This window comes from Burkholderia sp. AU6039 (genome assembly GCF_002223365.1).
Taxonomy (GTDB): domain Bacteria; phylum Pseudomonadota; class Gammaproteobacteria; order Burkholderiales; family Burkholderiaceae; genus Burkholderia.
The window spans coordinates 105,348-129,860 of record NZ_NKFK01000006.1 but is presented as its reverse complement, the minus strand read 5'-3'; the positions used below and the strand labels follow the sequence as shown (position 1 = coordinate 129,860).

The 24,513-nt window shown below is 66.9% G+C and carries 26 protein-coding genes; 4 read left to right on the top strand and 22 right to left on the bottom strand.

The genetic code is table 11. The features are described from left to right. Window positions 1–8: 8 nt before the first annotated feature. From CFB39_RS30890 to CFB39_RS30875, 4 genes are all read right to left on the bottom strand, one after another. Complete coding sequence (locus CFB39_RS30890) at window positions 9–236, bottom strand: hypothetical protein (RefSeq protein ID WP_089475968.1); 228 nt, start codon at window positions 234–236, stop codon at window positions 9–11. Window positions 237–429: 193 nt separating this feature from the next. Further along, entirely contained in the window at window positions 430–813 is a 384-nt protein-coding gene (locus tag CFB39_RS30885) for a DUF6232 family protein (protein WP_089475791.1), read from the bottom strand. Between the two features lie 124 nt (window positions 814–937). Continuing rightward, window positions 938–1,198: a DUF2866 domain-containing protein gene (locus CFB39_RS30880; RefSeq protein WP_011353838.1), complete on the bottom strand. Its 261-nt coding sequence runs from the start codon at window positions 1,196–1,198 to the stop codon at window positions 938–940. Between the two features lie 210 nt (window positions 1,199–1,408). Then, window positions 1,409–2,566, bottom strand: coding sequence for a porin (locus CFB39_RS30875; RefSeq protein WP_089428929.1), 1,158 nt, complete (start codon window positions 2,564–2,566; stop codon window positions 1,409–1,411). A gap of 307 nt (window positions 2,567–2,873) precedes the next feature. Between CFB39_RS30875 and CFB39_RS30870 the strand changes: the two genes are divergently transcribed. Continuing rightward, window positions 2,874–3,680 (top strand): MetQ/NlpA family ABC transporter substrate-binding protein, encoded by an 807-nt coding sequence (locus tag CFB39_RS30870; RefSeq protein WP_089475790.1) that lies wholly within the window; start codon window positions 2,874–2,876, stop codon window positions 3,678–3,680. Between the two features lie 133 nt (window positions 3,681–3,813). Here CFB39_RS30870 and CFB39_RS30865 read toward each other — a convergent pair whose 3' ends face one another. From CFB39_RS30865 to CFB39_RS30840, 6 genes are all read right to left on the bottom strand, one after another. After that, window positions 3,814–4,929, bottom strand: coding sequence for a succinylglutamate desuccinylase/aspartoacylase family protein (locus CFB39_RS30865; protein ID WP_069252629.1), 1,116 nt, complete (start codon window positions 4,927–4,929; stop codon window positions 3,814–3,816). Window positions 4,930–5,155: 226 nt separating this feature from the next. Then, window positions 5,156–5,938: an ABC transporter substrate-binding protein gene (locus tag CFB39_RS30860; protein ID WP_089428931.1), complete on the bottom strand. Its 783-nt coding sequence runs from the start codon at window positions 5,936–5,938 to the stop codon at window positions 5,156–5,158. 226 nt (window positions 5,939–6,164) lie between these two features. Further along, on the bottom strand, window positions 6,165–7,085 hold the full coding sequence (locus tag CFB39_RS30855) for a LysR family transcriptional regulator (protein ID WP_179257764.1): 921 nt from the start codon (window positions 7,083–7,085) through the stop codon (window positions 6,165–6,167). A 221-nt stretch (window positions 7,086–7,306) separates the two neighbouring features. Beyond that, complete coding sequence (locus CFB39_RS30850; protein ID WP_089475789.1) at window positions 7,307–7,900, bottom strand: hypothetical protein; 594 nt, start codon at window positions 7,898–7,900, stop codon at window positions 7,307–7,309. 213 nt (window positions 7,901–8,113) lie between these two features. Beyond that, complete coding sequence (locus tag CFB39_RS30845; RefSeq protein WP_089475788.1) at window positions 8,114–9,502, bottom strand: NCS2 family permease; 1,389 nt, start codon at window positions 9,500–9,502, stop codon at window positions 8,114–8,116. A gap of 529 nt (window positions 9,503–10,031) precedes the next feature. Next, window positions 10,032–10,709 carry a TetR family transcriptional regulator gene (locus tag CFB39_RS30840; RefSeq protein ID WP_089475787.1) on the bottom strand — a complete coding sequence of 226 codons (678 nt, stop codon included), beginning with the start codon at window positions 10,707–10,709 and terminating at the stop codon, window positions 10,032–10,034. A 48-nt stretch (window positions 10,710–10,757) separates the two neighbouring features. Here CFB39_RS30840 and CFB39_RS30835 point away from each other — a divergent pair, with 48 nt between their 5' ends. Further along, a complete protein-coding gene (locus CFB39_RS30835; protein ID WP_089475786.1) occupies window positions 10,758–11,423 on the top strand; it encodes an O-methyltransferase in 666 nt (221 codons plus the stop codon). 120 nt (window positions 11,424–11,543) lie between these two features. On the opposite strand, the gene CFB39_RS30830 is transcribed toward CFB39_RS30835, so the two are convergent. From CFB39_RS30830 to CFB39_RS30800, 7 genes are all read right to left on the bottom strand, one after another. Further along, window positions 11,544–12,080, bottom strand: coding sequence for a DUF3455 domain-containing protein (locus CFB39_RS30830; RefSeq protein ID WP_089475785.1), 537 nt, complete (start codon window positions 12,078–12,080; stop codon window positions 11,544–11,546). A gap of 171 nt (window positions 12,081–12,251) precedes the next feature. Beyond that, complete coding sequence (locus CFB39_RS30825) at window positions 12,252–13,262, bottom strand: aldo/keto reductase (RefSeq protein WP_089475784.1); 1,011 nt, start codon at window positions 13,260–13,262, stop codon at window positions 12,252–12,254. A gap of 22 nt (window positions 13,263–13,284) precedes the next feature. Further along, window positions 13,285–14,400 (bottom strand): alkene reductase, encoded by a 1,116-nt coding sequence (locus tag CFB39_RS30820; protein ID WP_089475783.1) that lies wholly within the window; start codon window positions 14,398–14,400, stop codon window positions 13,285–13,287. Between the two features lie 71 nt (window positions 14,401–14,471). After that, entirely contained in the window at window positions 14,472–15,278 is an 807-nt protein-coding gene (gene dkgB / locus CFB39_RS30815; protein ID WP_089475782.1) for a 2,5-didehydrogluconate reductase DkgB, read from the bottom strand. Between the two features lie 133 nt (window positions 15,279–15,411). Beyond that, window positions 15,412–16,371 (bottom strand): TIGR03571 family LLM class oxidoreductase, encoded by a 960-nt coding sequence (locus tag CFB39_RS30810; RefSeq protein WP_089475781.1) that lies wholly within the window; start codon window positions 16,369–16,371, stop codon window positions 15,412–15,414. Between the two features lie 13 nt (window positions 16,372–16,384). Beyond that, entirely contained in the window at window positions 16,385–16,708 is a 324-nt protein-coding gene (locus CFB39_RS30805) for an adenylate cyclase (protein WP_089475780.1), read from the bottom strand. 29 nt (window positions 16,709–16,737) lie between these two features. Next, complete coding sequence (locus CFB39_RS30800; RefSeq protein WP_039349950.1) at window positions 16,738–17,940, bottom strand: MFS transporter; 1,203 nt, start codon at window positions 17,938–17,940, stop codon at window positions 16,738–16,740. A gap of 111 nt (window positions 17,941–18,051) precedes the next feature. Here CFB39_RS30800 and CFB39_RS30795 point away from each other — a divergent pair, with 111 nt between their 5' ends. Next, window positions 18,052–18,993, top strand: coding sequence for a LysR family transcriptional regulator (locus CFB39_RS30795; protein ID WP_089475779.1), 942 nt, complete (start codon window positions 18,052–18,054; stop codon window positions 18,991–18,993). A gap of 90 nt (window positions 18,994–19,083) precedes the next feature. Here CFB39_RS30795 and zwf read toward each other — a convergent pair whose 3' ends face one another. Both zwf and CFB39_RS30785 read right to left on the bottom strand, forming a co-directional pair. Further along, a complete protein-coding gene (gene zwf / locus CFB39_RS30790) occupies window positions 19,084–20,559 on the bottom strand; it encodes a glucose-6-phosphate dehydrogenase (protein WP_089475778.1) in 1,476 nt (491 codons plus the stop codon). A gap of 283 nt (window positions 20,560–20,842) precedes the next feature. Continuing rightward, on the bottom strand, window positions 20,843–21,463 hold the full coding sequence (locus CFB39_RS30785) for an FMN-dependent NADH-azoreductase (protein WP_089475777.1): 621 nt from the start codon (window positions 21,461–21,463) through the stop codon (window positions 20,843–20,845). Between the two features lie 111 nt (window positions 21,464–21,574). On the opposite strand from CFB39_RS30785, the gene CFB39_RS30780 reads away from it, so the two are divergent. Beyond that, window positions 21,575–22,009 carry a helix-turn-helix domain-containing protein gene (locus tag CFB39_RS30780; protein ID WP_179257763.1) on the top strand — a complete coding sequence of 145 codons (435 nt, stop codon included), beginning with the start codon at window positions 21,575–21,577 and terminating at the stop codon, window positions 22,007–22,009. A gap of 41 nt (window positions 22,010–22,050) precedes the next feature. Here CFB39_RS30780 and CFB39_RS30775 read toward each other — a convergent pair whose 3' ends face one another. The 3 genes from CFB39_RS30775 to CFB39_RS30765 all read right to left on the bottom strand — a co-directional run bounded on the left by CFB39_RS30775 (window position 22,051) and on the right by CFB39_RS30765 (window position 24,382). Then, entirely contained in the window at window positions 22,051–22,629 is a 579-nt protein-coding gene (locus CFB39_RS30775; protein ID WP_089475775.1) for a peroxidase-related enzyme, read from the bottom strand. 85 nt (window positions 22,630–22,714) lie between these two features. Next, complete coding sequence (locus CFB39_RS30770) at window positions 22,715–23,698, bottom strand: MDR family oxidoreductase (protein WP_089475774.1); 984 nt, start codon at window positions 23,696–23,698, stop codon at window positions 22,715–22,717. A gap of 45 nt (window positions 23,699–23,743) precedes the next feature. Further along, a complete protein-coding gene (locus CFB39_RS30765) occupies window positions 23,744–24,382 on the bottom strand; it encodes a TetR/AcrR family transcriptional regulator (protein WP_089475773.1) in 639 nt (212 codons plus the stop codon). Window positions 24,383–24,513: the final 131 nt, after the last annotated feature.

Genomic DNA, 24,513 nt, shown 5'->3' with positions numbered 1-24,513 from the left:
AACAGGCCCTAAGCCAGCGCTTCGATGCGGATCAGCAGGTTGCGCGCATGCGTGATGAACGCATCGTGCGTCGCGCGATCGCCGTGGCTTTCGAGGCCGGCCTGCTCGGCGAATGCGATCTGTTCGGTGTAGAGGTCGACGAGCGCTCGGCGTGCGTCAGGGGGAAGCGCGCGGATCATCGACACGATCAGCAGTTCCTGCGCGCGAAGCGTGCCGGACAGCGTCTGGACGTTCATGCTGGCCTCCATCGGACGATGCGGCGGCGAGCCGCTCTTTCCATACTAGGCGGTCGCAGCGCAGGCGCGGTGTTGGCGACGAGGAGGCGGAATGTGATTCGACGCGGTAATCGACGCTGCCGTTGCGCGGCGCGAAATGCGCCACGCGTGGCCGGCGCACCGCGAATCGAAGCGTGCAGGGAGGCGAACGGAATCAGCCGACGGCTTTCGCCGCCTGCGCATCGCGCACGACCTGCGCGACGCGTTCGACGAACTCGACGTCGACGCTCGACAGCGCTTCGCGCTTGCCGTCGGGCATCTCGACCATCAGGCGATACGTGACGTCCTGCGTGGCCCAGGCGAGATAGCCGACGACGGCGAGCATCACGCCGACGACGAGCGCGGCGCTCGATCCGGCGATGCCGCCTGCGACGGCGACGGCCGCGCCGATCAGCGCGATCAGCGACGGCACGAGGCGGTTCTTCGGAATCTTGACGACATCGACCTGGCGGATGTCACGGAGTGCGAATACCTGCCCGGCGGCCGACAGGCCGTTGCGCGTGATCATCACGCCACGTTCGTTGAATGCGTTTTCCATCGTGTGTTGCGTGGACGAAAACGCGCAGCGTAGCAGGTTTCGTTGCGGCATCAAACGAGACCGACTGCCGCACGATGGGTGCGGCGCGGGTGAAACCAGGCAAGCGGATGGAGCGGGAAGGGGTTCAGAACTGCAGGCGGCCGTCGCCGTAAAGCCGGCCCGGCACGTGCGAGGCGACGACCTCGGCGATCTCTTCGTCGGTCGATTCGGCCGGCACGATCTGGCGCCGCGCGGGCGCGTCGAGATGCATCGTCCATTCGACGAGGCGATACGGCCGGCCCCACGGGCGCTGCATTTCGACCGATACGCGGCAGCTCTGGACCGGCATCGAGTGTTGGCACGTCAGAATCGCGTGCAGATGGCTGAAAACGGTATCTTCGATCATCATGGCCTCCGATCCTGTCTTGTCTTGTGGGCAATCGATGGCGGCGCCGTCGGCGGTAAAAAAAAAGCCGCCGATGTTCAGGCGGCCAACAGGGGGGGTGAGAGCATCCTCTCAGCCCAGAATTAAGCGAAACTTAAAAGCCCATAAAAAAGCGCCCCGCGTGGAGCGGGGCGCTTCTTGCCGTCGTGATCCGCGTGTTAAGCGGATGCTTTAGAACTTGTGACGGATACCGATACGTGCGGCGATCTGGTTCTTCGAACCCGTGCCCGACGTATTGAAGTAGCTCGTGCTCGAGCCGATCTGCGCTTGCACGCCCTTGCCCGACGCTTGCTGGTACACGACCAGGCCGTACACGTCCGTACGCTTGCTGAGTGCGTAGTCGGCGATACCGTTGACCTGGTTCCAGTGCCACGAGTTGCCGCTCTGCGTGGCGTTCGTGTACGTGTAGCCGAGGCCGCCCGACAGAGCCGGCGTGAAGGCGTACTTCGCGCCTGCTTCATACGCGTTGTAGAACGTGCCGCCCGCGCCCGACACGGTCGAGAACTGCGTACGCGTCCACAGCAGCCATGCCGTTGCCGGGCCCCAGACGTAGCGGCCACCGACGCCGTACGTGCGCAGGTCGCGGACGTTGCCCGTTGCGATATTCGCGATCGTCGTCGAGAAAGCCGGCGTCGACTGGCTCGGGAAGCGGATGTCCGTGTACGCTGCGCCCAGCGAGAACGGGCCGTTCGCGTAGTTCAGGCCGAAGCTGTATGCGCGCGACGAGCCTGCCGTCGTCGTCGTGCCCGTCGTTGTCGCCGGTGCGCCTGCGAAGTCCGTCGAGTTCGAGAAGCCGTACAACGCGCCGAACGTGAAGCCCGAGTAGTTCGCGCTCTGGAACTTCACGGCGTTGTTGATGCGGCTCGACGTGAGCTGGTCGAGGTCGTTCACGTGGTACGCGTAGTTACCCGCGACCGTGTTGCCGCCCGTCGAGTAGTTCGAGCCGAGGATGTCGGTCGAGAACGAGTACTGGCGGCCGAACGTGACCGTGCCGTATTGCGACTGGCTCAGGCCGACGTAAGCCTGGCGGCCGAAGATCGCGCCACCCTGGCCGATCGTGCCGTTACCGCTGTTGAAGCCGTTTTCGAGCACGAAGATCGCCTTCAGGCCGCCACCGAGGTCTTCGGTGCCGCGCAGGCCCCAACGGCTGCCCTGGGCAACGCCGTCGTCGTACTTGAACAGCTTGCCCGTACCGCCGTTGGCGGTCTTGCTGTGGTTCACGTAGCTGATACCGGCATCGATGACGCCGTACAGGGTCACGCTGCTTTGTGCGTGCGCCGTGCCGGCCGTTGCTGCCAGAGCGGCGATGGTCAACAGTTTCTTGTTCAAAGGGTTCTCCGAGCGAATAAATGGCGTGTCCAGTTGCGGTTCCGGCGCTCTCTATGGGCGCTTTCACGTACCGGCGGCAACTTTATCGAGGGGCCACGTAATGAATATGACAGCGACTGTCATATGAAGAATCTGTGGCGTCGATGCGACACCGAATTCTGCCCGGTTGTATAGCCGGTGGTTATACCGATTCAGACTGAGATTCGACCGGAATCAGGAATATGCACATGAAATAAGCTTGGTTGGCGGCGTTCCGGCCCCATGCCACGATCCGTGTTCCAACAAACGACACGGGACAGAGGACACCATGCGACGTTCATTCCTGACCGGCCTCGGCGCACTCGCCGCCGCGCTGGCATTCGCGGCGCCCGGCGCCCACGCCGACTCCCAAACGCTGAAAATCGGCACGATGAGCGGCCCCGACGCCCAGATCTGGACCGAGGTGACGAAGGTCGCCGCGCGCGAAGGTCTCGCGATCAAGGTCATCGAATTCAACGACTACGTGCAGCCGAACGCGGCGCTCGATTCCGGCGATCTGGACGCGAACGGCTTCCAGCACCAGCCGTTCCTCGACAGCCAGATCAAGCAGCGCGGCTACAAGATCGTCAACGTCGGGCTCACGTACACGGCGCCGATGGGTTTCTACTCGAAGAAGATCAAGTCGCTCAAGGACTTGCCGGTGGGCGCGAAGGTCGGGATCCAGAACGATCCGTCGAACGGCAATCGCGCGCTGCTGCTGTTGCAGAAGTACGGCGTGATCAAGCTGAAGCCGGGCGTCGGCGCGAACGGCGTGAATGCCACGCCGCTCGACATCGCCGAGAACCCGAAGAAGATCAAGATCGTCGAGCTTGATTCCGCGCAGCTGCCGCGTGCGCTGCCCGACGTCGATGCCGCGTCGATCAACACCGACTACGCGGTGAAGGCCGGGCTCACGCCGGTGAAGGATGCGATCGCGATCGAGGATCTGCGCGGGCCGTACGCGAACCTGATCGCGGTGCGCGCGCAGGACAAGGACAAGCCGTGGGTGAAGAAGCTCGTCGCGGCTTATGAATCGGACGACGTGCGCAAGTTCATCGACCAGAAGTTCGGCGGCGCGATCATCCCGGCGTTCTGAACGTTTTCACGTACCGGATGGCCGGATATCGACGATCCGGAAAGCCAATCGCCCGCGCAAGCGGGCGATTTCGTTGGTGCGGGCGGGTATGCGCGATACGTGCGCGCCGTGCTCCGGCGCGCACACCGGCCGCTCAGGCCGACAGCAGCGAACCCGTGCGGATCGCGGTCGCGCCGGCAATCCGCGCGACTTCCATGCCGGCCGTCGCGAAGCGTACGATCTGGCGCGCGTACAGCACGCCCGACACGCTGCTCTTCAGCGTGACGACGCGATCGGTCAGCGGATCGACGATGTCGGCCACGGCCTGGCCGGCCTCGATCATCACGCCGACCGGCGTGCGGAACACGATCACGCCCGACACCGGCGCGACGAGCGGATCGGTGCCCGCGAGCGGCGTGGCCGGATGCGCGAGCGGCGGCAGCGGCGCCGGCGTGCCGTCGACGACCCCACGCTCGGTCAGGTATTCGACGATCGCCTGTGCGTCCTTTTCGGCGAACTCGTACGACACGTCGCGCTCGCTGCGCAGCTCGATCGTGACGGAAATCGCGCCGTTCGGGATCGGGAAGCGGTCGCCGAAGCGGTTGCGCAGGTCCGACCAGCAGAAGCTGTGGATCTCGTCGAACGGGTTGCCGACCGAATTCAGCGCGAGCAGCGACGCCTGCGCGTCGAGGTAGCGCGACAGCGGCTCGACGTCCGGCCACAGATCGGGATTCGTGTAGAGGTGCATCACCGCATCGCTGTCGCAGTGCAGGTCGAGCACGATATCGGCGTCGAACGACAGCTTCTGCAGCGCGAGGCGCTGCGAGTCGAGCTCGGTGCGCGGCTTCTGCTCGTCGAGCGCTTCGCGCATCGCGGCGCGCACGGCGACGAGGTTGTGCTGCGCGTCGTGAGTCAGGCGGTGTTCGACGCGCGGCAGCACGAGCGCCGCGAGATCGTAGAAATTGCGGTTGAAGTTCTGCATCGAGCCGAGCTCGAAGCGGCCGAGGTGATCGCCGAACACGTGTTGCGACAGGCCGATCGGGTTCGGCACCGGCACGATGACGACTTCGCCGCGCAGCTTGCCGGCCGTCTCGAGCGCGGCGATCTTGCGGCGCAGCAGGGTGGCGACCAGCATGCCGGGCAGTTCGTCCGCGTGCAGCGACGACTGGATATAGACCTTCTTGCCGCCGCGCGGGCCGTAGTGAAAGCTCGTGATCTGGCGTTCGGTACCGACGGCGGGGGAAATCAGCGGATGGGTCTGCGTTTGCATGATGGGGGAGTGCGGCGCAGCCGCGAATGATCCGGTGTGCGTGGAAGATCGATTGTACGTTGCCTTCCTCGCCGCCATCAAACCGGCGCCAGAACACGCCGTTTCCCTTTGAGAATCATCAGGTTGAGGCGGAAAAAATAACGCTGCCGGCACGGCCCGCGCAAAAAAAACGGGCTCCTTGCGGAGCCCGTTCGTGCCGAGGCGAAGCGTGCGCTTGCCGGGCGGATTACTTGCCGTAGACGTCGAAATCGAAGTACTTCTTCGCGATCTTGTCGTACGTGCCGTCCTTGCGCATGCCGGCGATCGCGCCGTCGATCTTCGCCTTCAGGTCGGTGTCTTCCTTGCGCAGGCCGATGCCGGCGCCGTTGCCGAGCGTCTTCGGATCGTCGATGTCCTTGCCGGCGAAATCGAAGTTCGCGCCGCGCGGCGTCTTCAGGAAGCCGATTTCAGCCTGCACCGCGTCCTGCAGCGCGCCGTCCAGACGGCCCGAGATCAGGTCGGCGTAGACCTGGTCCTGGTTCTGGTAAGGCACGACGTTCACGCCCTTCGAGGCCCAGTACGTCTTCGCATAGGTTTCCTGGATCGTGCCCTGCTCGACGCCGACCGACTTGCCCTTCAGCGATTCGGCCGTCGGCATCAGGCCGGTGCCCTTCTTCGTGACGAGGCGCGTCGGCGTGTTGAACAGCTTCGCCGAGAAGGCGATCTGTTCCTGACGCGCCGGCGTCATCGACATCGACGACAGCACGCCGTCGAACTTGCGGGCCTTCAGCGCCGGAATCATCCCGTCGAAGTCGTTTTCGATCCACACGCACTTCGCGTTCATGCGGCGGCAGATTTCGTTGCCGAGGTCGACGTCGAAACCCACAACCTTGCCGTCAGCGCCTTTCGATTCGAAAGGCGGGTAGCTTGCGTCGACGCCGAACCGCACGGTCGTCCAGTCCTTCGCATACGCGGTGCCTGCCGATACGGCGAGCAGGGCTACGGTCACAGCCGCAAGAATCTTTTTCACTCGGTGACTCCTCGTTTTGTTCGATGGGTGCGCGGTTGTGCCGCGCCGTAAGCCTTCGGCCCGGCGCGGCTTCGCGACAGGCTGTCCGTTTCGCCCACCCGATGCGGGCGCGCGACGTGCGGAAGATTATCAAGACAAAATACCGGCAGGGCGCCTAGGACAAGCCCCGATACCGGGCCCGGCGGCGGCGCATGAGGGGCGCCGCCGTTTCAGACACAGGAACGATTCAGCCGAGCGTTTCGTTGACCGCGCGCTGCAGGCACGTGACGAATTGCGTGACGGCCGGCGTGGGCAGCAGGTCGCGCCGCGCGATGATCGACAGGTCGAAGCGCGGCATGGTTTCGTCGAGTTCGGCCGTGCGGATGCCCAGCGGCGCGACCATCGCGGCGAGCGGGCGCGTGAAGCAGCCGATCACGTCCGAGCGCGCGACGAGCCCGAGCGTCACCGCGAACGACATCGGCGAGCGCAGCAAACGTTTGGGCAGCGGCAGCCCGTGCGCCTCGAACATCCCGACCATCACACTGTGCGGAAACTGCTCGGCGCCGACGGTGACGATCCACTCGGCATCGAGCAATGCCTCTAACCGGCGGGCACGCGCAAGCGGGTGGCCTTCGCGCATCACGACGGTGAATTCGGTCGACAGCAGCGGCGATTGCGTGAAATCGCGGTCGAGCGCGGGCACGTGGTGCATCGCAGCGATGTCGAGCGTGCCGTTGCGCAACTGCGCGAGCGCGTCGGGCACCGTCACTTCCTCGAGATGCAGGCTCACGTTCGGCATCGACTGGCGGAACGCCGTCACCGCGTGCGGCAGCGCGGTCAGCGCGATCGACGGCATCGTGCCGACCGCCACGCGCCCCGACATCTCGCCTTTCACCTGCTCGACGGCCTCGACCGTGCGGCGGATATCGCCGAGCAGCTGCTCGGCGCGCGGCAGCAGCGCGTGGCCGCACGCGGTCAGTTCGACGCCGCGTACGCTGCGCGCGAGCAACTCCGCGTTGAGCGCCGTTTCGAGCTCGCGGATCGTATGCGTGACCGCGGGCTGCGTGACGCCGAGTTCGCGCGCGGCGGCGCGCAGGCTCTTGTGATGCGCGGCGGAGACGAACGCCTGGAGCTGCGCGAGGTTCAGGGGGTTGCGGATGCGGGTCATCGATCGGGTCCGGTTGGCGCGATGCTGTGGCGGGCGACGGGGTGTGGCGGAATTTGATTGTAATCCTGAAGGTTGCGTGCGCATGGGTCTACGGCGCCCTGGCTCGGGCAGGCGGCGGGCGCGGTCGTGGGCGCGACGGCGTTCGTCGCCGGGCTGGTCGTGATCAAGCCGTTTAGATGCGGGTAGCCTGCACGTGCCGCAATCGCAGGTGCGGCGAGACCCTACGCCAGCGCCAATTCGACAGCCGTCAGCGTGCGGCGCCGAATCCAGCCGCTCGCCATCCGGATCGCGAGCCAGTACGGCATGAACAGCAGCCGCGTGTGTACGGTCGGGCAATGCACGAAGGTTTCGGTGCGCAGCAGGTGCGCACCCGACGCGAGCCCGACGACTTCGAAGCGGAGCACCAGCTTCGCATCGCGCGGATCGTCGTGCCGCACGAACGCCGCCGCGTCGGCGATCTTCAGCACGCCGAGATCCGGGCGCCAGAAGCGGCCGACGAGGCCGAGCAACAGCGACGTCTCGTCACGATGCAGCGGGGTGAACGCATGGAGGCCGAAGCGTTCGCGTTCGACGCGTGTGGCGCCGGAGCGCAGCGACGCGGCAACGGCTGCCGGGAATTCGCGGACGTTGAGCAGCGCGTCGACGATCGGATCCGTGCGCATGTCGAGCGTGGCGACCGTGTCGATGATGCGCGCCGGCGCGGCATCGATCGGCTTCGATTCGTGCACTTCGTGAAAGCCGAACGACGGGATGAACGGCGGCTTGTGCGCCGACGTCCGGGTGCTCGATTCGGAGACGATGCCGAGCGCGTTCATGGGGGCTCCCGAAGGCAAAGCCCGATCGTAGCACCGGGGGCGGATTCGCGCCGCGCCGTTTCCGCGATGCGCGTCGCACTGCGCCCCATCAACAAAAAAAGCCTGGAAACTTGCGTTCCCAGGCCTGGAGACCATCAACGATGATGGTGGAGGAGACGATGTCGTCCCGATGCGCGCCGTCCTTCTGCCGGCGACGTCGCGCACGATGCGCGGTCAGATCGCCCAGCCGCCGAGATAGAACGTCACGAGCACGGTCGCGATGAGCACGGTGCCGACGTTGAGCTTGCGGAATTCGCCGCTGGCGATGCGGCCGATCACGAGCGTCGAGAAGCCGAGCATGATGCCCGTCACGATGTTCGCGGTCAGCACGATGAACACCGCGCACACGAGGCCCGACATCGCGTCGACCATGTCGTCCATGTGCAGCTTGCTCACACTGCCGAGCATCAGCAGGCCGACGTACATCAGCGCCGGTGCGGTGGCGTACGACGGCACGAGGCCCGCGAGCGGCGAGAAGAACATCACGACCAGGAACAGCAGGCCGACCACGGCGGCCGCGAGGCCCGTCTTCGCGCCGGCGGCCACGCCGACGCTCGACTCGATGTAGGCTGCCGCCGGCGCACCGCCGAGGAAGCCGGAGAAGATCGAGCTGAGCGAATCGGCGGTCAGCGCACGGCCGCCGTTGATGATGCGGCCGTTCTCGTCGAGCTGGCCGGCCTGGCCTGCGACCGCGCGGATCGTGCCGGTCGCGTCGAACACGGCGGTCATCACCAGCGCCAGCACGCTCGGCAGCACGGCCATCGACAGCGCGCCCTTGATGTCCATCGCGCCGATCAGCGACGCATGGCCCGGTGCGCTCAGCGACGGCAGCGCGAAGATGCCGCGGTACTTCACGCTCGGATCGAAGATCAGCCCGAAGATCGAGATCGCGATCACGACGAGCAGGATGCCGCCCGGCACGCGACGCTTCTCGAGGCCGAAGATCGCGGCGAGGCCGATGATCGACATGATGACCGGGAACGCGGTGATCTGGCCGAGCGAGACCGGCAGGCCGGCGCCCGGGTTCTTGATCACGAGGCCGACGTCGTTCGACGCGATCAGCAGCAGGAACAGGCCGATGCCGATCCCGGTGCCGTGCGCGACGCCCGCGGGCAGGTTGCGCAGGATCCACGAACGCACGCCGGTGACCGAGATGCCGGTGAACACGAGGCCCATCAGGAACACGGCGCCGAGCGCGACCGTCGGCGACAGCCCCTTGCCGAGCACGAGGCCGAACGCGGTGAACGCGGTCAGCGAGATCGCGCAGCCGATCGCGATCGGCAGCTTCGCCCACAGGCCCATCAGCAGCGAACCGAACGCGGTCGTGAGGCAGACCGCGACGAACACGGCGCTCGTGTCGAAGCCGGCCTTGCCGAACATGCCGGGCACGACGAACACGGAATAGACCATCGCGAGGAAGGTCGTGACGCCGGCAATGATCTCGCGGCGCTGCGTGCTGCCGCGCGACGAAATGTCGAAGTACCGGTCGATGACTCCCTTGGTGCCAAAGTCAGTTTCTTCCGCGCCGACGCCGACCGTCGGCTGCACCGGGGTATCACTCATGAGCTTGCTCCTTTATCAGCATGCTGAAACGGCCCGTAGCGAACCGTCGTCAGGGTGTCTCGTATCTAGTTGGGATTGTCGGCAACGTCGTGGGGACGAATGACGCGTGATCCGTGTCGTTCCGTGCGAATCGAAACGATCGCGTGGGTGTCGCGTCGTGCGACGCGTTGTGGTGTCGACCCCGTCACGTGTGCTTTGCCGTAGCGAAGGTTAGGCGAACCGCCCATCACGTCCCATTGGGGGAAGAGCATGCAGCGCATGTCTCAGCGCTTATATCGGCGTGCAACGGGGCTCCGTCGCGTCGACCCACGTGTATACGCCTAGTTCGAATCCGTTAAGGCGATTATTTGAATGCAGGGTCGACGGGCAAAGGGGAAGCGGGGGATGCATCGAAAATTACAAATGTCTTTCATGGTGGCCGGGCAGGCCGGTGGAATCAGGGGCCGGTGACGGGATCGGCCGCCGCGCGCAACCTGCATTCGGACGAGGGCGCCATCGCGCCGAGGCGGTTTTCGTCGCCGCCCCGGCCTCAATTGTGCGCGAGATGGTCGAGGTAGGCGCGGAACATGTCGGCCATCGCGTTCGCATACGCGTCGATTTCATCGGGCGAGCGCTCGCTTTCCGAAAACGCCTTGCCGGCCGCGGTGAGCGTGGTGATGATCAGGTCGCAGGCCAGTTCGCGCGTGGCGTCCGGTGCATCGGGCAGCGCCTCGCGCATGAACGCCTGGAATATGCGATTGCCGGCCGCCTTCGCTTCGTGTGCCTCGGGCGCGTCGCGATAGAGCGGCGCGGCGTCGTCGAGCGCGATGCGCATCCGCGCCTCGTCGCATTCCGAACGGACGAACGCGTGAACGGCCGTGCGCAGCCGCTCGGGCGGTGTCCGGTTCACGTCCTCCAGCATCCCGCGCAGCATCTCGGCCGTCTGCCGCCACTCGTCATGCTGCAGCCGGAACAGCACGGCCGCCTTGTTCGGGAAGTACTGGTACAGCGAGCCGACGCTCACGCCGGCGCGTTCGGCGACGCGCGCCATCGTGAAGCGCTGCGCGCCTTCGCTCGCCAAAACCTGAACAGCGGCCTGGAGGACGGCCTCGACGAGCTGGGTCGAGCGAGCCTGCCGAGGCTGCTTGCGCGTGGCAATCCGGGCGTTCGGGCGGTCGGTCATGCGTGGCTGGCCAATGCGAATAGTAAAACCTGAATAGTTCGTCATATTCTAACCAGGTGCACCGACGCACTCAACCTGAACCCGGAGATTCGCATGACCACCCTGACGCTCGACCCGCTGGCCTCGCTGCTGGCACGCCTGTTCGACGAAGCCGACGCCTCGTCGCCCGCGACGAGCCCGGACTTCGCCGGCCTGTCGCGCGACGAGCAAGCGCGGCTGATGCGCAGCAAGACCGACTACACCGACTTGTATGCGCGCCTGAAGGACTATCCGCTCGCGGTGTCGCGCGAGACCGGCACGCTGCTGTACATGCTCGCGCGCAGCGGCGGCGCGCGGTCGGTCGTCGAATTCGGCACGTCGTTCGGCATTTCGACGTTGCACCTCGCGGCTGCGCTGCGCGACAACGGCGGCGGCCGGCTGGTCACGAGCGAGTTCGAGCCGTCGAAGGTCGTGCGGGCGCGGGCGAACCTGGCGGCAGCCGGGCTGGCCGATCTCGTCGAGATTCGCGAGGGCGATGCGCTGCGTACGCTGGCCGCCGATCTGCCGGATTCGGTCGACCTGCTGCTGCTCGACGGTGCGAAGGCGCTGTATCCGGAGGTGCTTGCACTCGTCGAGCAACGGTTGCGGCCCGGCGCGTTCGTCGTTGCCGACAATGCCGATTTCAGCCCCGACTATCTCGCTTACGTGCGCTCGCCGGAGAACGGCTATCTGTCGGTGCCGTTCAGCGACGATGTCGAGTTGTCGATGCGGATCGGCTGAGCTTTGCGGTATCTGAACGACGGCAGGCATCCGACCGTCAACGATAGGATGACTGATCAATAGGATGCGAGAGGCGGACGACACCGCAGTGACGCCCGTCGCTTCGTGCGCCGTCGTGTGTTATTTCAGGAACACGTAGCGCGCGAAATACGGGAAGCGGCCGACCGCATGCTCGGTCGAACACGTTGCATCCGGCGGCATGCCGCCCGCGGTATCGAGCCGCTGCACGAAGCGCACGCCGGCGAGCGTGCCGGCCGTGGCCTTCGCGTCCGTTGCGGCCGGCGCCGCGGCGAGCAGGAGTTGCGGAATGCTGCCCGGGCGTGCGCTCGGCGCTTCCGCGAGTTTCTTGCCGGTGATGCGGCTGCCGTCGAGCGCTTCCCATGACGGCCCCGTGCCGTGCCGGACGACGAGCGTGCCGCTCGCGTCGAACAGCATCGCTTCCGGGTACTGGAACACCCATGCGAGCTTGTGTTCGGCATCGTAGTCGCACGTGTAGACCTGTAGGCCAGCCGCGGTCGTCGACAGCACGGGCGTGGCCGGCTGCGGCGGCGCGAGGCCGGCGGGGTCGTCGGCGCGGGCGGACGACACGCAGAAGGCGAGTGCAACGCAGGCCGCGGCGGCCGGCAGCATGGGGCGTTTCGGGAAGCGGCTTCGCATGGCGAGGCATCCTTTCAGGGCGGGTGACGGGTATTCGTCGACGAACCCTTAAACGCTAGACGCCAATTGCACCGGCTGCAATGCGCAAATGGCAATCGTGGCGATTGCCGTTGCGATTACGCGCGGCCCGGGATGCGCGGCCGCTGGTTGACGCGGCCGCGCAGGCCCGATTCAACCTCGATCCGGGCCAACCGGCGTCGGTGCGTGCGCGGCAATCAGGCGCTCGGCCTTCAGGGTATCCCACAGTTCGGCCGGGATCGACACCGCGGCAAGGCGCAGGTTGTCGTCGATGCGATCGGGCCGGCTTGCGCCGGGGATCGCCGCCGCGACGGCCGGGTACGCGAGCGAGAATTGCAGCGCCACCGCGCGGACATCGACGCCGAATCGTTCGCAGATCCGGCGGATGCGCGCGACGCGGTCGAGCATGGCCTGCGTGGCCGGCTGATACTCGTAATGGGTGCCGCCCGCCAGCACGCCCGAGTTGTACGGGCCGCCGACGATGATGCCGAGCCCGCGCGCGGCGCTTTCCGGCATCAGCCGTTCGAGCGCGCCGGCATGGTCGAGCAGCGTGTAGCGTCCGGCGAGCAGGAAACCGTCGGGGTCCGCGCGTTCGAGCGCGAGTTCGCACGGCTCGACGCGGTTCACGCCGAGGCCCCAGCCCTGGATCACCTTCTCGTCGCGCAGCCGCGTGAGCGCCCGGGCCGCGCCCGACATCGCGACGTCGAACACGTCGCGCCACGCGTCACCGTGAAAGTCGACGGCCGGGTCGTGAATCCATACGGTGTCGAGCCGGTCGGTGCGAAGCCGCTTCAGGCTCGCGTCGATCGAGCGCAGCGTGCCGTCCTCGGTGTAGTCGTAGACGATCCGGTTCGGCAGCCCGTGGCGGAACAGGCCGCCTTTTTCGCCGAGATCGCGTTGCGATGCGTCCTCGTGTTCGTCGAGGACGAGCCGGCCGACCTTGGTGCCGAGCGAATACGCGTCGCGCGGGCGCCCCGCGAGCGCTTCGCCGAGGCGCAGCTCGGCGAGGCCGGCGCCATACAGCGGTGCGGCGTCGAAGTAGCGGATACCGCTGTCCCACGCTGCGTCGACCGTGGCCAGCGCTTCTTCGTGCGGGATGTCCCGGTACATGTTGCCCAGCGGCGCGGTGCCGAAGCCCAGGCGGGAAGGGAGCGTGATTCTCATGGGGAGTCTCGGGTGCGCCAGCTCAGGCCGCGGCCTGGGCCAGCGTCGGGTAGTCGGTCAGCCCGCGCTCGCCGCCGCCGAACAGCGTGTTGCGGTCGTGCGGTGTGAGCGCGGCACCGGTGCGCAGCCGCTCGGGCAGGTCGGGGTTCGCGACGAACGGGCGGCCGAACGCGACGAGGTCGGCCCAGCCGGCGGCGATCGCTTCGCGTGCGCGCTCGGCGGTGTACGCGCCGGCATAGATCAGCACGCCCGGGAACGCGGCGCGCAGTTGCCGCTTGAATTCGACCGGCATCAGCGGTGCGTCGTCCCAGTCGGCTTCCGCGATGTGCAGGTAGCCGACACCGAGTTCGCCGAGCAGCTTTGCAGCGGCGAGGTAGGTCGTTTCCGGATCGTCGTCGACGCAGCCGTTCAGCGTCGTCAGCGGCGCGAGGCGGATGCCGACGCGCGACGCGTCGCCCGTGCCGTCGATCAGCGCCTGCGTGACTTCGCGCAGGAAGCGCAGCCGGTTTTCGAGCGTGCCGCCGTACGCGTCGGTGCGCGTGTTCGCATTCGAGTCGATGAACTGGTTCACGAGATAGCCGTTCGCGCCGTGCAGCTCGACACCGTCGAAGCCGGCCTCGATCGCGTGGCGCGCGGCGGCGCGGTATTGATCGACGATCTCGCCGATTTCGTCGATCGTCAGCGCGCGCGGCTCGGACGCCTGCACGAAGCCCGGCGTGCTGCCGTCTTCACCGGCGATGAACACGTTCACGCCTTGCGCCTGGAGCGGCGACGACGACACCGGCTGCCGGCCACCGAGCAGGCTGGTGTGGCTCAGCCGGCCGACGTGCCACAGCTGCGCGAAGATCCGGCCGTGCGCGGCATGCACGGCGTCCGTCACCTTGCGCCAGCCGGCGACTTGCGACGGCGTGTGAATGCCGGGCGTCCATGCGTAGCCCTTGCCGAGCGGCGCGATATAAGTGCCTTCGCTGACGATCAGGCCCGCGCTCGCGCGCTGCGCGTAATACGCGGCCATCAGTTCGTTGGCTTCGTCGCCGGGCTGGCTGGCGCGCGAGCGCGTCATCGGCGGCATCACGATGCGATTCGGCAGCGTCAGCGCGCCGAGTCGCAGCGGTTGGAAAAGCGGGTCCTGGGTCATGGTGCTGATGTCCTGTCGGTGCCGCGGCCTTCGGGCCGCGGTGAATCCAATGTGAGTGGCGGGCGGCGCGGTCAGTCCCACTTCGGCGCGAGGCCGGCCGGGTCGACTTCGCGGCCGTTGCGTTCGAGCGCGGCGATCCGCGCCATGTCTTCGTCGGTCAGGCGCAGCGTCTGCGCGAGCAGGTTGCTTGCGAGGTTCTCGCGCTTCGTCGACGACGGGATCACCGAGTAGCCGAGCTGCAACGCCCACGCGAGCGCGACCTGGGCGGGCGTCGCGTCGTGACGCTGCGCGATCGCGCCGATCACCGGATCGCCGAGCACCTTGCCGTACGCGAGCGTCATGTACGACGTCACGTGGATGCCTTCGGCGTTCAGGAATTCGACGAGCTTGCGGTTCTGCAGGTACGGGCTCAGCTCGATCTGGTTCGTCGCGATCGCGTCCTTGCCGACGGCCGCGATCGCTTCCTTCGTCAGGGCGATGTTGAAGTTCGAGATGCCGATCCGGCGCGTGAGGCCCTGCGCCTTCGCATCGGCGAGCGCGGTCATGAACGTGTCGAGTGCGACGCCGTTGTCGGGGGCCGGCCAGTGGATCAGCGTCAGGTCGACGTGGTCGGTGCGCAGCTTGCGCAGGCTTTCCTCGAGGCTCGGCACGAGCTTGTCCGGCGCGTAGTGGTCGACCCAGATCTTGGTCGTGAGGAACAGCTCGTCGCGGCGCACGCCCGACGCGGCGATCGCTTCGCCGACTTCGGCTTCGTTGCCGTAGATCTGCGCGGTGTCGATCGCGCGGTAGCCGACTTCGAGGCCGTTGCGGACCGAGTCGATGACCGTCTGGCCTTGCAGGCGGAACGTACCGAGGCCGAATGCGGGAATCTTGCTCATCAGGTGCTCCTGGGAGAGTGGAACGGGTTCGCTATGGAAGTCATTCTGGCGTTTTGGATTGATGAGATAAACGCCGTTGCAGGTCAAAAATATTTGATCTGGAATCAAGTATCGGGAGCGGCTCGGGGCGGTGTCATGCAGCGCGCGTCCGTGCGTTTTCATCCGCGTGGAACACCGGCAGCACCTCTGCCGCGATCTCGGCCATCGTCTCGTCGAGCGGGCGCAGGTTGCGGCGGAAATGCAGGCCGATGTGCTGCACGCCCGCGTCGCGCATGGCCGCCAGCTCCCCGATGAGCGCGAGACGCCCCGCGCGGGCGCCGAAGCGGTGACGCTGCAGCGGCGCGTGCGGGTCGTCCGCGAGATCGAGGTGGATGAAGCTCACGTACGGCTTTTTGCCGGCCACCGCGCGCCAGTTCGCGGCACGCTGCCGGTGGTCGTCCGGCGTGCCGGGATACGCGAGGCAGCCGTCCATGTGTTCGCCGATCCACGCGGGCGTTTGCTGCGCGAGACCCGCGACGAGCAGCGGCAGCGGCGCACGGGCGGCGGGCAGCACGTCGAGACCGGGCGGCAGATGCCCGCGCGCGCCGTCGCGCAGCAGCGCGATCTGGTCGCGGAAATTCGCGCCGCGCGATGCGAAGTCGCGGCCGAACAGCGGATATTCGACCGGCCGGTCGCCGCTGGCGACGCCGAGCAGCAGGCGGCCGCCGCTCAGTTCCTGGATCGACGCGGCCGATTTCAGCGTGAGCAGCGGCTCGCGCAGCGGCAGCACGACGGCCGCCGTGCCGAGCAGGATGTCGTTCGTGATGCCGGCGAGGTAGCCGAGATACGAGAAGGTTTCGAACACTTGCGCGGCGTCGCCGAACGCGGGGTCGTACACCGGCACGTCGCGCACCCAGAGCGCGCGGAAGCCGAGTGTGTCGGCCTGTTGCGCGAGGGTTGCGTGGCGCGCGAGGTCGGGTACGCCGGGGTAGCGACGGTCGTGCTGGCGCTTCGCGTTGCCGGCCGGCGACCAGTCGTTGTCGAGCGGCAGTTCGATGCCGATGCTGAAGCCGCCGTCGGCCAGGTTGTCGAGTGCGGTGAATGAAGTGGACATGGTCGGGCTCCGTTCAGATCGCGCGCAGGCTGCCTTCGAGCCGGTAGAAATCGAGCGACGACGCGGTGAAAAAGGACCGCGACGTGCCGGCGGCGAAGTCGTCGATATGCACGACCGTCGCGCGGTCGGCTTCCTGCCACGAGATCGCGTAGGTGTCGCCGGCGATGGGCTGCCACGTGTATTCGATTTCACCCTTCGCACCCGCGTACGGGCCTTCGGTGATCTCGTAGCGCATGTGGCGGCCGTCATCGTCATACGCGTTGAGCGCGGTGAGGCCGTCGTAGCGCACTTCGAACGTCTTGCCGGCGAACGGCGGGCGTGGGATCGATGCGTTCATGTGTGCAAACTCCTGCAAGAAAGTGACGTTCAGTGCGCGAGCTGGACAGGTTCCGCCGTGCGTTCCGGCAGGCCTGCGCTGCGGTCGAGGCGACCGCTCAGTGCGGTGAGCGCGAATGCGCCGAGCGTGACGGCTGCCGCGATCCACGGCGTATGGCCGAGGCCGACGTGCGCGACGATCACGCCGCCGAGTGCCGAGCCGCCCGCGACGCCGAGGTTGAACGCGGCGATGTTGAAGCCGGATGCGACGTCGGTGGCGTCAGGCGCGAAGTGCCGTGCCTGCTTCACGACGTACACCTGCAGCCCCGGCACGTTGCCGAACGCCACCGCGCCCCACGCGAGCATCGTCAGTACAGCGAGCCATTTGACGTGGATCGTGAAGGTGAGCGCGAGCAGCACGATCGCGAGCAGCAGGAAGATCCGCTTGAGCGCCTTCACGGGGCCGACGGCGTCCGCGAGCTTGCCGCCCCACACGTTGCCGAACGCGACCGACACGCCGTAGCCGACGAGCACGAGGCTGACCTGCGACGGTGTGAAGCCGGCGATCTGCTCGAGCAGCGGGGCCATGTACGTGAACGCGATCAGCGAGCCGCCGTAGCCGACGGCCGTCATCGCATAGACCAGCAGCAGGCGCGGCTGCGCGAGCACGCGGAACTGGCGGGCGAGCGGCGCGGGCGCCGTTTGCGGCAAGCCGCGCGGCACGAAGGCCACCGCGCCGACGAACGCGACGAGGCCGAACAGCGCGACGACCAGGAACGTCGCGCGCCAGCCGAAGTGCTGGCCGATGAAGGTGCCGAGCGGAATGCCGGCGACGAACGCGACGGTCATCCCGCTGAACATCGTCGCGATCGCGCTGGCGGCCTTCTCCTTCGGCACGAGCGTGGTCGCGATGATCGAGCCGACCGAGAAGAACACGCCGTGCGCGAGGCCGGTGAGAATGCGCGCGACGATCAGCGATTCGTAGCCGGGCGCCTGCCACGCGACGAGGTTGCCGACGGTGAACAGCGCCATCAGCGCGGCGAGCAGGGTCTTGCGCGGCACGCGGCCGGTGAGCGCGGTGAGGAGCGGCGCGCCGATCGCGACGCTCAGTGCGTAAAGGCTGACGAGCAGGCCGGCGGACGGCAGGCTGACGCCGAGGTCGGCGCCGATCGTCGGGATCAGCCCGACGATCACGAATTCGGTGGTACCGATGGCAAATGCGCTGATGGTCAGCGCAAGCAGGGCGAGTGGCATGACGGGTGCTCCAGGGTCCGGTGAGGATGGAGCGCAGTGTGCCGACTTTACTTTTGCTGAAAAACAGGTCTATAAACCAAATTGTTTTGATTTGAAATCAAGAATGCAGCGATGAAGATTACACTCGACGAACTCCAGGCCTTTGCCGCCGTGGTCGACTCCGGTTCGATCACGGCGGCCGCGCAGCAGCTCGACCTCACGGTGTCGGCGACGAGCCGCACGCTCGGGCGGCTCGAGGAGAAGCTGAAGACCACGCTGCTGCGCCGGACCACGCGCCGGCTCGAACTGACCGAGGAAGGGCGCGCGTTCCTGCAGGACGCGCGCGCGATCATCGAATCGGTCGAGACGGCGGAAGAGCAGATGCTCGCGCGGCGCGAGATGCCGTCGGGGCGGCTGCGCGTGGACGCGGCGACGCCGTTCATGCTGCACGTGATCGTGCCGCTCGTGCGCGGCTACCGCGAACGCTTCCCGAAAGTCGAGCTGGAGCTGAACAGCAACGAGGGCATCATCGACCTGCTGGAGCGGCGCACCGACGTTGCGTTCCGCATCGGCCGGCTGAAGGATTCGACGCTCCACAGCCGCCGCATCGGCACCAGCCGGATCCGCATGCTCGCGAGCCCAGAATATGTGGCGGCGCACGGCCAGCCGCGCAAGGTGGAGGATCTCGACAAGCACACGCTGCTCGGCTTCACGCAGCCTGAATCGCTTAACGTGTGGCCGATCCTCGGCACCGACGGCGAGCCGTGCCGCATCGAGCCGGGCATCCGCTCGTCGAGCGGCGAGACGCTGCGGCAGCTTGCGCTCGATGGCGCGGGGGTCGTCTGCCTGTCGGATTTCATGACCGCGCAGGATCGCGAGGCGGGCCGGCTCGTGCAGGTGCTCGCACGCCAGACGCTCGAGGTCGAGCAGCCGATCCACGCGGTGTACTACCGCAATACCGCGATCTCGTCGCGGATCGCGTCGTTCGTCGATTACCTGATCGAGGCGCTGGGCGGCGGCGGCAGCGATGCGCCGGGGCGGCGCAAGGCGGCGTCGTGGATGGAGCCGCGCTAGGCGGCGGCCGGGACGACGGGGCGGGTTACGCCCCGTGCGATTTGGCGTGCGATCCGGCGTGCCGTACTCCGGCACGCCGTCGGGTGGCGGTTACGCCTCTTCGGACCAAGACATCCCGTCGCGCGCGAGCAGCGCCGACGAAGCCGCGGGCCCGAACGTGCCGGCCGTGTACAGGCGCGGCCGGTCGCCGAGCTGCTTCCAGCCGTCGAGGATCGGCTCGACCCACGACCACGCGGCTTCGAGCTCGTCGCGGCGCATGAAGTGCGTGAGGCGGCCGCGGATCACGTCGATCAGCAGACGCTCGTACGCTTCCGCGCGCCGCTCCGGAATCGCCTGCTGCAGGTCGAGGTTCAGGCTCACGGGCACCATGTTCATCCCGCTGCCCGGTTCCTTCGCGAGCATCTGCAGCTGGATCGACTCTTCCGGCTGGAGCTGGATCACGAGACGGTTGCTGTAGTGGCGCGGGCCGGTCGGGATGATCGAGAACGGCATGTCCGCGAACTCGATCACGATTTCCGACTGGCGGCGCTGCAGCCGCTTGCCGGTGCGCAGGAAGAACGGCACGTTCGCCCAGCGCCAGTTGTTGATGTGCGCGCGCAGCGCGACGAAGGTTTCCGCGCGGCTCTCCGCCGGCACGTTGTCTTCCTCGAGATAGCCCTTCACCGGCTGGCCGTCGACCGCGCCGGCCGTGTACTGGCCGCGCACCGTGTCGCGCGCGACGTCGGCCACCGCCATCGGCCGCAGCGAGCGCAGCACCTTCAGCTTCTCGTCGCGCACCGCGTCCGGGTCGAGCGACACCGGCGGCTCCATCGCGACGATGCACAGCAGCTGCAACAGGTGGTTCTGCACCATGTCGCGCAGCGCGCCGGTATGGTCGTAGAAGCCCGCGCGACTGCCGACGCCCACCGTCTCCGCCACCGTGATCTGCACGCTGCGGATGCTCGGCGCCTGCCACAGCGGCCCGAAGATCGGGTTGCCGAAGCGCAGCACCATCAGGTTCTGCACGGTTTCCTTGCCGAGATAGTGGTCGATCCGATAGATCTGCGATTCCTCGAAGTGCTTGCCGACCGCATCGTTGATCGCCTTCGCGGACGCGAGATCGTGGCCGAGCGGCTTTTCGAGGACGACGCGCGAGTGCTTGTCGACGAGATGCGCGGCCGACAGGTTGTCGCAGATGGTGGTGAACAGCTCCGGCGACGTCGACAGGTAGAACACGCGGATCGCGTCGCCGCGCGCCGCTTCCGCGAGCCGCAGGTAGTCGTCCGGTGCGTTCACGTCGATCAGCACGTACTTGAACAGGTCGAGGAAACGGCTCCAGGCCGCTTGATCGAACGCCTTTTCGTCGATGAACGGGCGCGACTGCTCGTCCATGAACTTGCGATAGCCGTCGATGCCCCAGTCGCGGCGGCCGACCGCGATGATGCGCGTCTCGGGCGGAAGGTTGCAGTGCAGGTGCGCCATGTACAGCGCGGGCAACAGCTTGCGGGCGGCCAGGTCGCCGCCGCCGCCGAAGATGATCATGTCGACGGGCCGGTCGGCTCCGGTCTGGGTAGGCTGATTCGTCATGGGAGGTTCGCGGTGTGAAACGGGGAACGTGAAACGAACATCGGAGGCGTCGGGCGCCGGTACGGCAAAACCCTAATAGTGCACGCTTTTGATGGATTGTGTGCGTGTCCGTTTACTGTCGCGAGGCGGCCGGGCGGCGTATTGCCGTCGAACGTACAGGAGTGAGCGCTGACATCGGGTTGGCTCGCCGGGAGCGGCAAGCAGCCGTTCGGCCCCGGCGCGTGAGGGCGGGCGTCGGCTGGCGCCCGCCCGCGTGCGGCGATCGACGGGCGCGGCCGTTGCCTCAACCCGCCTGTTCCACCAGCGCCTGCACGTCGTGCCCGGCCTTCGCGATGGCCGCTTGCACCGCATCGCCGCCCAATACGGTGCCTTCCATGCGGACTTCGCGGATGTCGGTCAACCCGATGAACCCGAGCAGATGCTTCAGATAGCCGGACTGGTAGTCGAACGGCGCATACGGGCCTTCCGAAAAGATGCCGCCGCTGGCGGTGACCAGATAGACCTGCTTGCCTTCCACCGTGCCGGCGACGCCGCTTTCGCCATAGCGAAACGTGACCTGCGGCCAGATCACGCGGTCGAACCACGCGCGCAGCTGCGTGGACGGGCCGAAGTTGGTCATCGCGGAGCCGATCACGACGATGTCGGCGGCGCGCAATTCGTCGACCAGCGCTTGCGCCAGCTCGACGGCCTGCGCTTGCTCCGCGTTGCGCGCGTCCGGCGGCAGCATGCGGCCGACGATGTAGGCATCGTCGATATGCGGCAGCGGATCGGTGGAGAGGTCGCGCAACGTCACGGTGCTGTTTGCGTCGCGCGCCGCGAGTTGCCGCGCGAGGTCGTGCGCGACGCGCGTGGACAGGCTGTCGGTGCTGCGGGGGCTGGAGGTGATCAGCAGGATGCGGCTCATGAGCGTTCCTTTCGGGATAAGATGAGAACCCGGTAACTTTTGATAACTCAGTTACCGAAAAGCATGTGGAATGCTAGGGTTCGCGCCCGGGCCCCACAAGAACGCACAGGGTTGTGCCCCAGTTACATCGATGTTCCTGCCACCATGCCCCGACCCAGCGAAGACGGCTGCCAGGCGACCCGCCAGATCCTCGATCGCATCGGCGACAAGTGGAGCCTCTACATCATCGCGACGCTGAACGACGGTTCGCGGCGCTTCAACGAGCTGAAACGCGAGATCGAAGGGATTTCGCAGCGCATGCTGACGCTGTCATTGCGCGGGCTGGAGCGCGACGGGCTGGTCACGCGGACGGTGTTCCCGACGATTCCGCCGCGCGTCGACTATGCGCTCACGCCGCTCGGCGCAACGCTGCTGGAGCCCGTCATGGCGCTCGTCAGGTGGGCGGAGAAAAACAAGGAGCCGATCGCGCAAGCGCGCGAGCGTTTCGACGAGGCGGCCGATGCGGCGCCGAAGCCGGGCGAGGGCGTCGTTTACCGCAGTCGCTAGGGGCGGAGCGCGGGCGCCGCGTCCCCGAGCGTCGCGTGCGCTCAGCGCCCCAGCGCGTAGAACTCCGCATTCGGCCGCATGTTCGTCACGTTCGCGATACGGTTGGACATGCCGAAGAAAGCCGAGATCGCCATGATGTCCCACACGTCTTCTTCGACGAAGCCGTGCGACTTGAGCGTGTCGAAGTCCGTTTCGCCTACCTGATGCGCGGCCTGCGACACCTTCATCGCGAAGTCGAGCATCGCCTTCTGCCGGGCGGTGATATCGGCCTTGCGGTAGTTGGTGGCGACCTGGTCGGCGATCAGCGGATCCTTCGCGCGAATGCGCAGGATCGCACCGTGCGCGATCACGCAGTACTGGCACTGGTTCACGCTGCTGGTGGCCACGACGATCATCTCGCGCTCGGCCTTGCTCAGGTTGCCCGGCTTGTCCATCAGCGCGTCGTGGTAGGCCATGAACGCGCGAAACTCGTCCGGGCGATGTGCCAGCGTCAGGAATACGTTCGGGATGAAGCCCGACTTTTCCTGGACGGTCGCGATGCGTTCGCGAATGTCCTCGGGCAAGTCTTCGAGCGCGGGCACGGGAAAGCGGCTGATGGGGGCGGTGTGTGCGGCGGTCATGAGGTCTCCTGGATAACGTGGCGCGGGCGGACTCGCTGCGCGAGCCGCCGTCCGAATGAAGCAGCGCGGGTGATCGTCAGCGGCGTCACGCGTTGACGTCGACGACGACGCGGCCGCGCACCTTGCCGTTGATCAATTCCCCGGCAAGCGGAATGACGTCGCCCAGGCCGACCTGGTGGCTGATCGCGCCCAGCTTCCCGACGTCGAGGTCGGACGCGAGCCGGCGCCACGCTTCCAGGCGGTCGGCGCGCGGGCACATGACGCTGTCGATCCCGACGAGCGTGACGCCGCGCAGGATGAACGGCATGACCGTCGCGGGGAAATCGAAGCCCGCGGCCAGGCCGCAGGCGGTCACGACGCCGCGGTAGCGCGTGGTCGCGCACACGTTGGCGAGCACGTGGCTGCCCGCCACGTCGACTGCGCCGGCCCAGCGCTCCTTGCCCAGCGGCTTGCCGGGCTCGCTGAATTGCGACCGTTCGAGGATCTCCGCCGCGCCGAGCTGCCGCAGGTAGTCGGCATCGGCGGGGCGGCCCGTCACTGCGACCACGCGATATCCCAGCTTGGAGAGGATGGCGGTCGCGACGCTGCCCACCCCGCCTGCCGCGCCGGTCACCACGATCTCGCCGTCGTCCGGGCGCACGCCGTGTCGCTCCAGCGCCATCACGCACAGCATCGCGGTGTAGCCCGCCGTGCCGATGGCCATCGCCTGTTGCGGAGAAAAGGCGGACGGCAGCGGCACCAGCCAGTCACCGTCGACGCGGGCCTTCTGCGCGAGGCCACCCCAATGCGTTTCGCCGACGCCCCAGCCATTGAGCACGACCTGATCGCCGGGGCGATAGTCCGGGTGCGTGCTCGCTTCGACTTCGCCGACCAGATCGATGCCGGGCACCATCGGGAACTTGCGGACCACCGGGCTCTTGCCGGTGATTGCCAGCCCGTCCTTGTAGTTCAGCGTCGAATAGCCCACGCGCACCGTCACGTTGCCGGCGGGCAACTGCGCGTCGTCCAGCGTCTGGAGCCGGGCCTGCTGGCCGGTTTCATGCCTGTCGATCACGATGCCTTGAAACATGTGTCCTCCTTTCTAGACCGATTGTCTAGTTAATGGCAAAAAAATTCAGCGGCGCGGCAGTCCATTGAAGAAAAACTGCGCGAACAGGGTCAGTGGTTTGTCGCTGCGCTCCAGCTTCGCGCGCAGCACGGCGCCTTCCCAGCCGATCCAGAAGAATGCGGCCAGCTCGGCGGGATCGGCCGAGCCGGCCAGTTCACCGGCTTGCTGCGCGGCGGCCAGGCATTCGGCGAGGCGGCGTTGCCAGTCCTCGAACGTGGTGCGCAGGCGTTCGCGGAAGCTTTCCGGCAGCGTGCCCATTTCCTGCCCGAGGTTACCGATCAGGCAGCCGCGGCTGTACGCATAGCGGGCCATGCCGTCGCGGGCGTCGTCGACGAACGCGCGTACGCGCTGCAGCGGCGAGCGTGCCGGGTCGCTGAAATGGCGGTCGAGCTTGCGCGCGAAGAAGTCGGCGTAACGGTCGATCAGTTCGAGGCCGAACGCTTCCTTGCTGTCGAAGTAGTGATAGAAGGAGCCCTTCGGCACGCCGGCGCGCCCGAGGATCTCGTCGAGCCCGGTGGCCGAGAAGCCCTTTTCGGTGAGGATCTCGAGCCCGGTGCGCAACAGCATGTCACGCGTGGCGACGAGGTCGTCGTGCTGCTTGGGTGGCCTGCCGCGGCGGCGAGGCGGATCGATTCGAGCGTCCATGGCGGAAATAATAGACCGTTCGTCTCGAAAATCAATGGGTCGCGTATCGTCCGTATTAACCCTGATTAAAAAACCTTATCGCGGTGAAAAATTCCGCATCTTATTGAACCGATATCGGCTGGCTATAGTGG

Bases quoted from the DNA above. Each gene is read 5' to 3' on its own strand.
- CFB39_RS30865 (WP_069252629.1), bottom strand. From the start codon at position 4,929: ATGCAAACGCAGACCCATCCGCTGATTTCCCCCGCCGTCGGTACCGAA.
- CFB39_RS30840 (WP_089475787.1), bottom strand. From the start codon at position 10,709: ATGACGAACTATTCAGGTTTTACTATTCGCATTGGCCAGCCACGCATG.
- CFB39_RS30880 (WP_011353838.1), bottom strand. From the start codon at position 1,198: ATGATCGAAGATACCGTTTTCAGCCATCTGCACGCGATTCTGACGTGC.
- CFB39_RS30800 (WP_039349950.1), bottom strand. From the start codon at position 17,940: ATGCCACTCGCCCTGCTTGCGCTGACCATCAGCGCATTTGCCATCGGT.
- CFB39_RS30775 (WP_089475775.1), bottom strand. From the start codon at position 22,629: ATGACCGCCGCACACACCGCCCCCATCAGCCGCTTTCCCGTGCCCGCG.
- CFB39_RS30850 (WP_089475789.1), bottom strand. From the start codon at position 7,900: ATGAACGCGCTCGGCATCGTCTCCGAATCGAGCACCCGGACGTCGGCG.
- CFB39_RS30835 (WP_089475786.1), top strand. From the start codon at position 10,758: ATGACCACCCTGACGCTCGACCCGCTGGCCTCGCTGCTGGCACGCCTG.
- CFB39_RS30845 (WP_089475788.1), bottom strand. From the start codon at position 9,502: ATGAGTGATACCCCGGTGCAGCCGACGGTCGGCGTCGGCGCGGAAGAA.
- CFB39_RS30820 (WP_089475783.1), bottom strand. From the start codon at position 14,400: ATGACCCAGGACCCGCTTTTCCAACCGCTGCGACTCGGCGCGCTGACG.
- CFB39_RS30785 (WP_089475777.1), bottom strand. From the start codon at position 21,463: ATGAGCCGCATCCTGCTGATCACCTCCAGCCCCCGCAGCACCGACAGC.
- CFB39_RS30825 (WP_089475784.1), bottom strand. From the start codon at position 13,262: ATGAGAATCACGCTCCCTTCCCGCCTGGGCTTCGGCACCGCGCCGCTG.
- CFB39_RS30795 (WP_089475779.1), top strand. From the start codon at position 18,052: ATGAAGATTACACTCGACGAACTCCAGGCCTTTGCCGCCGTGGTCGAC.
- CFB39_RS30885 (WP_089475791.1), bottom strand. From the start codon at position 813: ATGGAAAACGCATTCAACGAACGTGGCGTGATGATCACGCGCAACGGC.
- CFB39_RS30890 (WP_089475968.1), bottom strand. From the start codon at position 236: ATGAACGTCCAGACGCTGTCCGGCACGCTTCGCGCGCAGGAACTGCTG.
- dkgB (WP_089475782.1), bottom strand. From the start codon at position 15,278: ATGAGCAAGATTCCCGCATTCGGCCTCGGTACGTTCCGCCTGCAAGGC.
- zwf (WP_089475778.1), bottom strand. From the start codon at position 20,559: ATGACGAATCAGCCTACCCAGACCGGAGCCGACCGGCCCGTCGACATG.
- CFB39_RS30770 (WP_089475774.1), bottom strand. From the start codon at position 23,698: ATGTTTCAAGGCATCGTGATCGACAGGCATGAAACCGGCCAGCAGGCC.
- CFB39_RS30805 (WP_089475780.1), bottom strand. From the start codon at position 16,708: ATGAACGCATCGATCCCACGCCCGCCGTTCGCCGGCAAGACGTTCGAA.
- CFB39_RS30765 (WP_089475773.1), bottom strand. From the start codon at position 24,382: ATGGACGCTCGAATCGATCCGCCTCGCCGCCGCGGCAGGCCACCCAAG.
- CFB39_RS30855 (WP_179257764.1), bottom strand. From the start codon at position 7,085: ATGACCCGCATCCGCAACCCCCTGAACCTCGCGCAGCTCCAGGCGTTC.
- CFB39_RS30810 (WP_089475781.1), bottom strand. From the start codon at position 16,371: ATGTCCACTTCATTCACCGCACTCGACAACCTGGCCGACGGCGGCTTC.
- CFB39_RS30830 (WP_089475785.1), bottom strand. From the start codon at position 12,080: ATGCGAAGCCGCTTCCCGAAACGCCCCATGCTGCCGGCCGCCGCGGCC.
- CFB39_RS30870 (WP_089475790.1), top strand. From the start codon at position 2,874: ATGCGACGTTCATTCCTGACCGGCCTCGGCGCACTCGCCGCCGCGCTG.